This window comes from Parabacteroides sp. (genome assembly GCF_977054455.1).
In genome coordinates this window covers 39,444-52,274 of sequence record NZ_CDRTCT010000001.1, presented here as the reverse complement: position 1 = coordinate 52,274, position 12,831 = coordinate 39,444, and the positions used below count along the sequence as shown (strand labels likewise).

The window sequence follows — 12,831 nt, the reverse complement described above, 5'->3', positions numbered from 1 at the left end:
TTCCATAACCCTATGCTTTACACCTCCTAACCCATAGGGTTACGCCCTTTAACCCTATGGGTTTTTATCCAATATACGTCTCCATAAACTTGGCGCCCGGAACCGGTGAAATTGTCACGACGTCCGTATCAGCCGGGATCAGGACCGTTTGTCCCTGGTGAATATAAATTTCATTGCCTTTATTGTCACGGATAGAAGCTTTGCCTTCCATGCAGATGTAAACGACAAAAGAATCCAAATAGGAAAAATCACGGACCATGATCGTATCGATATCCAACAAATTAGTCGTAAAATACTTGCAGGCGGCAAGTTCCACGGTCGCATTCGTATGCGCTTTGTAATGGGTGCGGTAGTCCGGGTACAAGGTATAGTCGATCGCATCCTTTGCCAGTTCGGTATGCAATTCGCGCCCTTTGCCGTCCGGTCCCTTACGGTCGTAATCATATATACGATAGGTGATATTGCTCGTCTGCTGGATTTCAGCAATGAAACAACCGGCCCCAATCGCGTGTACACGGCCCGCGGGCAGGAAGAAAACATCACCCGGATTGACCTCGTAACGCTGCAACACGTCCATGATCGTATTGTCCTCGACACGTTTCACATATTCATCCGCATCGATCTGCTTTGAAAAACCGGAATACAAACCGGCGCCTTTGGTTGCATTGATCACATACCACATTTCTGTCTTGCCAAAGGAATTATGGCGTTTCTTAGCCAGTTCGTCATCCGGATGAACCTGGATAGACAAATCGTCGCGTGCATCGATAAACTTGATCAACAATGGGAATGTGGGACCGAATTGTTCGATCACCTTTTCCCCCAACAGTTGCTTGCCATATGTACGGATCAGTTCATCCAGCGTTTTACCCGCGAGTGCACCATTATCTACAACGGAATAATTACCCTCAACATGTGAAAGTTCCCAACTTTCGCCGATACCTTCCTGCACCGGAGCGATGCCCTTAAACGGGCAGATGTCAGCCCCCCCCCAGATAATCTTCTTGAGGATAGGCTTAAATGTCATTGGATATAACATGACTTTTCTGAATTAAAAATTAAAAATTTAAAAATTAAGAGCCAAGAACCTTATTTCTTAATTTTCTTTTCCTTTCCTCAATACAACAGCACTGCGTGCCGGAAGATATAATTTGAGCCATTCTTTTTTCTCTTTTTTATACAATGGATCAAATTGTGTGAAATGGCGGATGGAATCATCCGCGAGCCCGAAACCACCGAAACGGGTGGCATCGGTATTCAGCACCACTTCATATTCACCCTTAGGCACAAGGAAACCGTAATCGGTAAACGATTTCGTCGGACTGAAATTGAAAACGAACACCAAGTCTTTTCGCCTATAAGCCAGAATCTGATCCCCATCGTTATCCCAGACTTTCTGTATCGGAGTGGACTGGAAATTCTTCACGCTACGGATCAACTCCAACATTTCGCGGTCGAAATCGCCCAAGAAATGATATTTCAAATCCATATTATCGACCAAATCCCATTGGCGGCGTGCATACTTATGCGACCAGCCATTTCCTTCGCGCGGAAAATCGATCCATTCCGGATGGCCGAATTCATTTCCCATAAAGTTCAGATAACCACCGTTGATCGTGGATGCCGTAACGAGGCGGATCATTTTATGCAACGCCACACCGCGTTCCACCATAAAATTGTGATCGTCTTTCTGCATATGCCAATACATGTCGGCATCGATCAGACGGAAGATGATCGTCTTGTCACCCACCAACGCCTGGTCATGGCTTTCCGCATAGCTGATTGTCTTTTCATCGGCACGGCGGTTCGTCGTCTCCCACCAGATGGAAGAAGGATGCCAGTCTTCGTCTTTCTTTTCCTTGATCGTCTTGATCCAGTAATCGGGGATGTTCATTGCCATGCGGTAGTCGAAGCCATAACCGCCATCTTCATATTTGGCAGCCAAGCCGGGCATTCCACTTACCTCTTCGGCAATCGTAATCGCATTCTTATTGACTTCGTGGATAAGCTTATTCGCCAATGTCAGGTAGGCAATGGCATCACCATCCTGATGACCGTTAAAATAATCGCCGTAATTGCAAAATGCCTCGCCCAGCCCGTGACTGTAATAAAGCATCGAGGTCACGCCATCGAAACGGAAACCGTCGAATTTATACTCGTCCAGCCAGAACTTGCAGTTCGACAACAGGAAATGAAGCACTTCATTCTTTCCATAATCGAAACAGAGGGAATCCCATGCCGGATGCTCGCGACGGGTACCGCCCAGGAAATATTGCGTGTAAGACCCGTCGAAACGTCCGAGGCCTTCTACTTCGTTCTTGACAGCGTGGCTATGGACGATATCCATAATCACGGCGATCCCCATGCCATGAGCCTCGTCTATCAACTGTTTAAGTTCTTCCGGCGTACCGAAACGGGAAGATGCGGCAAAAAAACTGCTGACATGATAACCGAACGAGCCATAATAAGGATGTTCCTGGATAGCCATGATCTGAATGGCGTTATACCCTTCCTTTGCAATACGGGGTAGCACCATACGGCGGAATTCGTCGTAACTGCCGACTTTCTCTTCATTCGAAGCCATACCGATATGGCATTCATAAATCAGCAAAGGAGAGACATCGGGCTTGAACCGTTTACGCTTGAATACATACGGCTTCTCCGGATTCCATACTTGCGCACTGAAAATTTTGGTATTTTCATCCTGAACGACACGCCGTGTCCATGCAGGAATGCGTTCTCCGCTGCCTCCTTCCCACTCGACCAGAAGTTTGAACAGGTCTTCATGATGCAGCAAATCTTCCGGAAGCGCGATCTCCCAAATGCCATTGCCCAACCGTCGTAACTTATACCGGCCGTCTTTCTTCCATCCGTTGAAAGTTCCGATCAGGTACATAGCGGTAGCATTGGGTGCCCACTCACGAAATACCCATCCACTCTTTGTCTTGTGCAATCCGAAGTAAAGATACCCGGAGGCCATTTCCGACAACGTCTGTTTGCCGTTACCGGTCAGGCTCTTCTCTTTGTTTACCACGTATTGGTACCGTCCTTCTATTGCCTCCTTATAGGGGGCCAGCCAAGGGTCATTCTTTATTAGATTTAGCGACTCCATGATTTATTGAGATTGGTTTCGCACAAAGATAGAAGAAAAAACTAACATATATACAAAAAGTCCGGATACTTTCCTATTTTCAACAGATATAAACTCTCCATCTTCAAAGTTTCATTTACCAATACAACCACATCAAAATCCTGTAAAAATCTGACAATATCCCCCCTTGAAATCAACATTCACAATAAATAATTGATTCTTAACGCCATAACAAAATCAGCTGTTTGTTAAAAAATATTACCCTTGCTACTAATTGAGGCTATATGGGGTAGAAAATCGAATTAGATGCGGTAGTAGTTTCGATTCGGACCAATGGCTTTTTTTATTATATTACAATAAGGGTAGATAAAAGGCATATCAATGTAAATCGGGCATTTTGACAAAAAAACAAAATCGCCAATAAAAATTCTCACCGCACAAGGAGTTATATTTAATTCCTTTTCTTATTTTTGCAAGAAACCGTTTAAAGATAGCAGATGAGTAAGGGAACAAAAAGCATAGCCTTTTATTTGATGATGATCCTGGTCTTTGGCTCACTCATGTATTTCATAGTCAAAGAAGGAGAAAGTCGTCAAGTCGATACGGCTATCCAGTCGATGCAAAACGCCCCTCAGAATATGGGGGAAGGATTTTTTGTGTTCTGGGATTCGGTCACTCATCATATCCAATCTTCAATCGGAATCCTCCTTTTGCAAATCATTACGATATTAATCGTCTGCCGCCTGTTCGGCTGGATGTTCCAAAAGATCGGCCAACCCACCGTCATCGGTGAAATCGTAGCCGGGATCGTACTCGGCCCGTCTGTGCTCGGCCATCTCCTGCCGGAAGCATCCGCATTTCTTTTTCCCCCCGAATCATTAGGCAACATTACCATATTGAGCCAATTCGGCCTGATCCTTTTCATGTTCGCCATCGGTATGGAACTGGACATCGGCGAAGTCCGCAAAAAGCTGAAAGAGACTATCCTGATCAGCCATACCAGCACGATCGTTCCGTTTTTCTTCGGTATGCTGACAGCCTATTATGTCTATGAATCCTACGCCCATAAAGGGACGCCGTTCCTCTCGTTCGCCCTGTTCATCGGGATTGCCATGAGCATCACGGCCTTTCCTGTCCTGGCCCGTATTATCCAGGAAAAAGGGTTGACCAAAACGCATTTGGGAACCATTTCGCTGGCAAGCGCCGCCAATGGAGACATTACGGCCTGGTGCCTGCTGGCCGTCGTGATAGCCATCGCCCAGGCAGGCAGTATGCTGAGCGCCGTTTACAACATATTATTCTCTATCCTGTATATCCTCTTCATGTTTTTTGCCGTTCGTCCTTTTTTGCGGATGATCGGGCACATATACCATAATAAAGAGGTAATCGACAAAGCGCTGGTAGCCTTGATGTTCCTGTTGCTGATCGTATCCTCCTATTTTACCGAGATATTGGGGTTGCACGCGCTTTTCGGCGCCTTTATTGCAGGCGTGGTCATGCCGGGAAATATCAAATTCCGCAAGATCATGACAGAAAAGGTGGAAGACGTGTCATTGGCGCTCTTCCTGCCGCTCTTCTTCGTATCGACCGGACTGCGCACGGAGATCGGCCTGTTGAACACACCGGAGCTTTGGGCCATGTGCGGAATCTTTATAGCCGTAGCCATCATCGGAAAGTTCGGAGGAGCCATGTTCTCCGCCCGATTTGTCGGGGAAAGCTGGAAAGACAGCCTCTACATCGGGGCCTTGATGAATACGCGCGGTTTGATGGAGCTGGTCGTGCTGACGATCGGCTATGAGATGAAGATATTGCCGCCTTCCATTTTCGTGATGTTGGTTTTGATGACATTGGTCACGACCTTTATGACGATACCGCTGGTTTCTTTCATTAAATTATGCTTCAAGACCCGCGAAAAGATCAAGGAACATCTGGTCTATTCGGAGCCGACCGACGGGACATTCAAGGTGCTTCTTTCGTTCGGACGTGCCGGAAACGGTCAGATCATGCTCGATGTCGCCCACCAGATGTTTGCCCGTGGAAAGAACAAACTGGACCTGACGGCGCTTCACCTGACTGTCGGTTCCGATGTCAATCCGTTGCATACGGACAATTTCGAGGAGGTGAGCTTCGGCCCTATCTTGTATGGAGCCAAAAAATTAGGCATGCACATCCATACGCGCTACGAGGTGTCGAACAACGCCGGGCAGGACATTTGCGACATTGTCAACAACGAAGGATTCGACTTCCTGCTGGTCGGTTCCGGTATCTCCATGAGCAACTCGCCGGACGATATCGAGGCTACCCGCTACCGCACTTCTTTCTATAACCGTTATTTCAAACGCTTCAAAGCCCCCGAATCCTGGTTTTATCCCGGAGCCTTGCTGAAAGACAAGACCAAGATGTTTATCGCCCGCAGCAATTGCGATGTCGGCGTGTTCATCAACCGCAATTTCGTAAAGGCCTCCAATGCATTGGTCATCATCAGCTCCGAAGAAGACCTCTTCCTGCTTGACTATACAAGGACATTGCTGAAGACGACCCACGGCTCTGTCGGCATCGTCAATAAAGCAAGCACGACGACTCCCGGATACGACAAGATCATCGAAGCGATCGAAGAATTTACAGCTTCTGTCCCGCAAGCGAAGATATTGGCGGACAAAGACCTGACGCCGGGATTGTTCAACGGTTATAATTTTATGCTGATCAGCTACGACACTTGGAACGACGTATCCGAACACCGTAAAGAAGCACTTCAAAAAATGCCGTCGACATTGATTTTGAATAAAAACCGGCATGAACAGCAATGAGACGATATTTCCTATACCTTTCCCTCCTATTATCCAATGTCATATATATAATACAGGGGGAAAATCTCAAATATGACTATTTCAATCATTTAGGGATAGAAGACGGGCTTTCCCAGCTCTCGGTCCTGGATATTTTCCAGGATTCGGATGGTTATTTATGGTTGGGAACGAGAAATGGAATCAATCAATATAACGGATACGAGTTCAAGGTGTATCGAAACGAAGTAAGCGATTCGACAACACTCAGCGACAGCCATATCCTGGCAATCACCGAAGATAAAGCAAAGAATATATGGATCGGAACGACTAACGGCCTCAACTCGATCCGGTATGCCGATAAGAAAGTCTTCCGCCATTACCCCAACGAAGCCTCCCCCAACCAGGAAATACGCTGTTTTCTGCTTCACAGGAACGATTCGTCGATATACACCTTTTCCGACAACAAAGTGTATGTCTGCCGAAGCGACAACACACTAAGCCCCCTCAACACATTAAAAGAGATACAAGGAGAAATAAATGCCGTTTCACAATCCGAAGACGGAACCATTTATATCGGAACCACCCAGCACGGAATGTTCATCTATACTTCCGACTGGAGATTCGTCAGCCAGGTCAAACTTCCACAACTGGCAAAAGGCCATACGCAGCAGGACATTATCAACACGATACTGGCCGGTCCTGACGGCCTGGTATGGATGGGGACGTATGCCCACGGGATCTATCTATACAATTCCCGGACACGGCAAATCACCCATTTCGACAATGCCAATTCGAACCTGTCCAGCCCGGCCGTCCGGAAATTCGTTTATTTAAACGACAGCACGCTATTAATCGGCACATTCGACGGATTAAACATCATGGACTTGACCACAACGAAGATAAAACCGTTCCCGATTCGTACCAATGCGAACAATGAATCCGAGATCTCCTCCATCCACAGTCTTCTGGTCGACAGGAACCAGACTTTATGGATCGGGACTTATACGAACGGGGCTTATTATTACAGTCCCTTCCAGAATGATGTAACCATGATCTCTCCCAAGGACTTTCCCAACCTGATCATCGGGAAAGGAGAAGTGGATAAAAACGGAAATCTGTGGTTTGCCACAGAAGGAGCCGGACTGTTCTTCTATGACCCGGACACCCGGGAACAGGCTTTATATCCAATACAAAAGTCACACGGCAAAGGAAATGATAATATCATCAAATCCATTAAAATAGACGGAGATATCCTATACTGTTCCACCCATTATGGAACCGTATATACTTTCGATACGGTCCGGAAACGATTTGCCCTTCTATATGATTTTACTTTTAACGATATCAATTCGCTGTTCATCGACAGCAAGAACAGGCTATGGATTCCGGCCAACAGCAATAAGGCGCTCGTGCTGGCCGACAAAGGCCGATGCCTCAATTTATTCCCGACGCAAAACGGGCCGCAACTTTTCAAGCATGTGTCCGTCATGAATGAGATATCGCCTGATGTGTTCCTGATCGGGACCAGCTTGGACAGCCTTTATCTCTATGATATGCAAAAGGCGAGACGGGAAAACCTGACTTACAAACTGTCTCCCCGGAACTCCAAAACGCAATCAGGCGAGATCACCGGAATTCTTCAGGACAGAAACAACCAAATCTGGATATCCACGACTAAAAACGGTTTATTCCGCCTCGACCATTCCCTGAACGTCATAAAACATTATAAAAAGGAAGACGGCATCTCCGACAGCTATATCGCCCAACTGATAGAAGACGAAAATGGAAATGTATGGGTAACGACCACACAAGATATCTATAAGTTAGAGCCTGCGAAAGACCTTTTCATACCGGTCGAGCAACCCTATGTGATGGAGTTCACCAAATTTGCAGGTACAGCCTTCCATAACGGGCAACTCTATTTTCCCGGTAACAAAGGAGTCCTGACACTGTCTCTCGAACAAAAAAGAATCAATCCCTATAAACCTCCTGTCTATATTACTTCCGTCCAGGCCAACACACAGGAAACGCTATCGTCATCAGATTCCGGAAACGGACTGGAACTCGATTACAAGCACAATAACCTGACGATCGGATATACCGGACTCAACCTGGTTCATCCGACCATGAACCAGTACGCCTACAGGCTGGCAGGAGCAGACAGGGACTGGCATTACGTGGGCGGCCGGCGCGAAGCCTATTACAACAACCTCCAGCCCGGGACATACACATTCGAGGTCATGGCCTCCAACAATGATCATCAATGGAACCCGCAAAAGGCCTGTCTACAGATCACGATCACGCCCCCTTTCTATAAAACCTGGTGGGCTTACCTGATATATATAGCCCTGAGCGTTTATGCCGCCATTACGGTATTCCGCTACGCGCAACGGAAGCGCGAGAAAGAACGGGAAATCCGCTATCGCCAGAGAGAACAGGAAAAGACAAACGAACTCCACCGGGAGCGGATTCAGATGTTTACCAACTTCTCCCACGAATTGCGTACGCCTTTAACTTTGATCATCAATCCGTTGAATGACCTGTTGGAACGCGTCTCCTTCTCTCCGGAAGTAAAAGACGCATTGCAACTGATTAAAAAGAACACCAAACGAATGCTTTTATTGGTAAACAACCTGATGGATATCCAGAAATACGAAGCCGGGAAATCCGACCTGCAGAAAGACCGTTTCGATTTTGTTCCTTTTATCAAAGAAATATATCATTCCTTCGAAAGCATTGCCGGTAACCGGAATATCAAGTTCACGCTTATAGATAAGCTGCCGCAACCCTATTATGTATTTTTCGACCAGACCGAAATAGAAAAAGTATTTTTCAACCTGCTTTCCAACGCTTTCAAGTTCACGCCTTCGGAAGGAGAAGTTTCAATTTTAGCGCGTGCACTTTCCCGACAGGAATGCAAAGAGTTGCCTCTATTTCCTGTACAACAAAGTTCTTCTTTAACCGAAACCGGCTATTTATACATAGAAGTCAAAGATACCGGAAAAGGATTCGACAAGGAAAAGGCTGAAAAGATATTCGAACCATTCTACCGCTCGCAAGAAGATATACACCAACAAATTGCCGGTACGGGAATCGGGCTGAGCCTCACACGCTCCATAGTCTTGCAACACAATGGTTACATCTGGGTCAAAAGTTCGGAACAGGAAGGAACAACTTTCATGCTCCTCCTTCCCGGCATGGAAGAAACCGTAGCCCTCCACCCTTCCGCCACCCTTAAAAAGGCAAACCTATTGCTGGAAGAAACGGAAACCAAAAACAAACCGGTTCTCCTCTTAGTCGACGACAACCAGGAAATCCTTCAATATCTGGAACGACAGCTTAACAACGAATATGTAATAGCCAAAGCGTCCAATGGCAAGGAAGCATTGAGACAGATCGCAGAGACCAACCCGAATATTGTGATCAGCGATATCATGATGCCGGAAATGAACGGATTGGAACTATGCAAGTACATCAAGGAGAACCAGGACCTATGCCATATACCGGTTATCCTGCTGACAGCCAAATCAATGGTCACGCAGATAGAAGAAGGCCTGGAAACAGGTGCGGACGACTACATCGTCAAGCCGTTCCAGGTATCCCTATTGCGAGCCCGCATCAAAAATATCCTGTCAATGCGAGATAAAATGAAAACAATATACGGAGGCACCTTTTCCCTGAAACAATTGGGACTGGAAGAACCGGAAGAAGAGAACGGCTTCCTGACACAATACATCGATATCGTAAAGGCCCATATATCAGACCAGGAACTGGACATATCCGTCATATACGAAGCATTGGGCATGAGCCGGGCCAATTTCTACCGGAAAGTAAAAGCCGTGACAGGCCTCTCTCCCAATGAACTGATCAAGAACATCCGGCTCGAAGCCGGTGCAAAGCTGCTCAAAGAGTCGAACCTGAATATATCCGAGATTGCCGAACATACAGGTTTCAGCAGCAGCTCCTATTTTGCCCGCAGCTTCAAGGCCACCTATGGAATCTCTCCCACGGAATACCAGAAAAAACAGGCAAAATGAGATTCCTGTACTAATATATGAGATTATTTTACCAACCTTGATCCGCGCTCTTCCCTACTTTTGGCCTGACTATCAGAGACAACCGGACGGATAATCTAATTCAATAAAAAAAGATATGAGAAACATTTCAAATTACCAACGAATGGCATGCATCATCTGTATGTTGTTCGCCTGCATCACCTCCAAAGGGCAAACACAGGAAATCGACCTTTCCGGAGAATGGGGGTTCCAAACGGATTTTATGGATTTCAGACGCGGTTCACTCGATGTCCGCTACATGCATCGCTTGCAAGAAACCATCACCCTTCCCGGCATTACCGACGACTATCAGATCGGTTACAAATCTCCGTACCGGCATCTCGACCGCCTGACACGCCTGTACGAATACATGGGGCCGGCCTGGTACCAGCGCGAAATCGCCATTCCGAAAGAATGGAAAGGCAAACGCATCTTCCTGTATTTCGAGCGTACGCACTGGCTCAGTTCCGTTTATGTAGGTAAACAGGAGATCAGCAAGATCGATTATGTCAGCGTCCCGCACAATCATGAACTGACCGAATTCGTGAAACCGGGAAAGACCGAACTGATCACTTTCTGTATCGACAACCGTTACCAATACGATACGCATAAATGGGACCATGCCCATTCCGAATTTACACAGATCAACTGGAACGGTGTCTTGGGAGAAATCAAATTGGTTGCCGTCGATCCGGTCTATATCGACGATATGCAAATCTACCCGAACATCGCGGACAACAGCGTAAAGGTAAAGATGCAGATCAACAACTGTACCCGAAAACCCTTCGACGGCACCCTTTCCTTCCACATCACCGGTACGGATTATGACCTGGCGACCGATGTACCCGTTAGCGGAAACGATACCGTCGAAGTCATCGAGCAGACGATCCGGTTAGGCAAAAAGATAACACTATGGGACGAATTCCAACCGAACCTCTACAAAATGGAATGTAAGCTGAAGACGACCGCCGCCGGCCAGAACTTCGAATTTGCCAAAGAAGCGACCTTCGGCATGCGCGAAGTGACGGCCAGCAAAGACCATATCCTGATAAACGGACATCCGGTCCATCTGCGTGGAACAGTGGAAAACGCCGTATTCCCCCAAACGGGTTACGCTCCCGTCGACGACGCATCCTGGGAACGTATTCTGAATATCCTGAAAGAATATGGGATGAACCACATGCGCTTCCATTCCTGGTGCCCTCCGGCAGCCGCTTTCCGTGCGGCCGACAAATTGGGAGTCTACCTGGAAGTAGAACTGCCGATGTGGGGAAAAGATGCCGAACCCGATGAAAAACGCTATGATTTCTTCCGTCGCGAACAAAAGGCGATCTTAAAAGAATACGGCAACCACCCTTCCTTTATCCTTTATTGCAACGGCAACGAGATAACCGGCAACTTCGATTTCATCGAAGAGCTGACGCACACCGGCCGCGAACTGGACAGCCGCCATCTCTTCAGCGGTTCGACAGCCCGCAAAAGAGTCAATTCCGACCAGTTCTATATCACCCATCAGACAAACAAGGGACACATGGCAATCTACGAAGGCCGTCCATACACCGACTGGGATAAAAACAAGGAATTAGGCATCGACGTTCCGGTCATCTCCCACGAATCCGGCCAACGTTGCGTATATCCGAATTACAAAGAGATTGAATATTATACCGGTCCGGTACGCGCCCGCAACTTCGAAGTGTTCCGGGAACTGCTGGACAAGAACCACATGCTGGACCAGGCGGACGACTTCTTCAAAGCCTCCGGGGCACTGACCGTCATCGAATATAAGGATGTGATCGAAGCACAGCTCCGCACCGACCTGGCAGGCGGATTCCAACTGTTATCCATCAACGACTTTACCGGACAGGGATATGCCCCGGTCGGAATCCTGGACCCATTCTGGAATTCCAAAGGGCTCGTGACACCGGAAAAGTTCAGGGAATCCTGTTCCCCCACCGTGCCGTTGTTGCGCTTCGAGAAAAGAGCTTTCTATGTCGACGAGCCATTCCAGGCAAAAGCCGAAGTCTATAACTTTGGCCCCGCAGTCCTCAAGAATGCCAAACTGAAATGGTTCGTGACAGACATGTCCGGCCGTACACTCGCTTCAGGCAAGCTGAAAACACAGACGATCCAGAACTACGGCGTCTTCCCCGTCGGCGAATTCGGTTTCGACTTCAGCAAGGTCACCGGACCTCAACGCCTGAAAGTCCATTTCACCATCAACGACAAGTTAAGCAATGACTGGGACATCTGGGTATATCCGCACCAGCAGGAACTTATGCAATCGACCGGCGACGTCCTCTACACAACCGTATATGACGATAAGGCAAAGCAATATCTGGAACAAGGCAAAAAGGTCGTATTATGCCCGATGCCCAACCGCGTAAAAGGACGCAAGTCTACTTTCCACAACCATTTCTGGAATCCGATCATGTTCAAATGGCCACCTATGACCATCGGCTGCCTGATCCACAACACCCAACCGGTATTTGCCGATTTTATCACCGACAACCATACCGACTGGCAATGGTGGGACATCCTCGAAAACGCGAAAGTGATCGAAATGGCTAACGCGCCCCAGGAACTGCGCCCCTTCATCCAGGTAATCGACAGCTACGACAACAACGAGAAATTAGGCATCGGCTTCGAAGCAAAAGTAAAGAACGGACAACTGCTGGTACTGGCAGTCGATACGAAAAAGAATATCGACAAACGTCCGGCGACCCGCCAATTGCTGAAAAGCATCGACTCTTATGTAAAAAGCGATAAGTTCAATCCGCAAATACAGGTTGACGAATCCTTTATTAACTCTTTTCTCATTAAATAACCGGTCGGCGGAATCGGAAATTCCAAAGGCAGAATAAGCTTTCCGGTATTCCGATTCCGCCGGTCTTTCAAATAA

General features: G+C 47.4%; 5 protein-coding genes. 3 read left to right on the top strand and 2 right to left on the bottom strand.

The genetic code is table 11. The annotated features are described in order from the left end of the window. Window positions 1-64: 64 nt before the first annotated feature. Window positions 65-1,039, bottom strand: coding sequence for a type I phosphomannose isomerase catalytic subunit (locus ACW6QF_RS00165; RefSeq protein ID WP_456086369.1), 975 nt, complete (start codon window positions 1,037-1,039; stop codon window positions 65-67). Between the two features lie 57 nt (window positions 1,040-1,096). Further along, the gene (locus tag ACW6QF_RS00160) at window positions 1,097-3,112 is read right to left on the bottom strand and encodes an alpha amylase C-terminal domain-containing protein (RefSeq protein ID WP_298546561.1); all 2,016 of its coding nucleotides are present in this window, start codon (window positions 3,110-3,112) and stop codon (window positions 1,097-1,099) included. Window positions 3,113-3,588: 476 nt separating this feature from the next. Here ACW6QF_RS00160 and ACW6QF_RS00155 point away from each other — a divergent pair, with 476 nt between their 5' ends. The 3 genes from ACW6QF_RS00155 (at window position 3,589) to ACW6QF_RS00145 (ending at window position 12,756) form a co-directional block, all read left to right on the top strand. Beyond that, window positions 3,589-5,898, top strand: a complete 2,310-nt coding sequence (locus tag ACW6QF_RS00155; RefSeq protein ID WP_456086368.1) for a cation:proton antiporter — start codon at window positions 3,589-3,591, stop codon at window positions 5,896-5,898. Further along, a complete protein-coding gene (locus ACW6QF_RS00150) occupies window positions 5,895-9,914 on the top strand; it encodes a hybrid sensor histidine kinase/response regulator transcription factor (protein WP_456086367.1) in 4,020 nt (1,339 codons plus the stop codon). The genes ACW6QF_RS00155 and ACW6QF_RS00150 overlap by 4 nt, the downstream gene beginning before the upstream one ends. 142 nt (window positions 9,915-10,056) lie before the next feature. Then, the gene (locus ACW6QF_RS00145; protein ID WP_456086484.1) at window positions 10,057-12,756 is read left to right on the top strand and encodes a sugar-binding domain-containing protein; all 2,700 of its coding nucleotides are present in this window, start codon (window positions 10,057-10,059) and stop codon (window positions 12,754-12,756) included. The last annotated feature ends 75 nt before the right edge of the window (window positions 12,757-12,831 follow it).

Bases quoted from the DNA above. Each gene is read 5' to 3' on its own strand.
- ACW6QF_RS00165 (WP_456086369.1), bottom strand. From the start codon at position 1,039: ATGTTATATCCAATGACATTTAAGCCTATCCTCAAGAAGATTATCTGG.
- ACW6QF_RS00160 (WP_298546561.1), bottom strand. From the start codon at position 3,112: ATGGAGTCGCTAAATCTAATAAAGAATGACCCTTGGCTGGCCCCCTAT.
- ACW6QF_RS00155 (WP_456086368.1), top strand. From the start codon at position 3,589: ATGAGTAAGGGAACAAAAAGCATAGCCTTTTATTTGATGATGATCCTG.
- ACW6QF_RS00150 (WP_456086367.1), top strand. From the start codon at position 5,895: ATGAGACGATATTTCCTATACCTTTCCCTCCTATTATCCAATGTCATA.
- ACW6QF_RS00145 (WP_456086484.1), top strand. From the start codon at position 10,057: ATGGCATGCATCATCTGTATGTTGTTCGCCTGCATCACCTCCAAAGGG.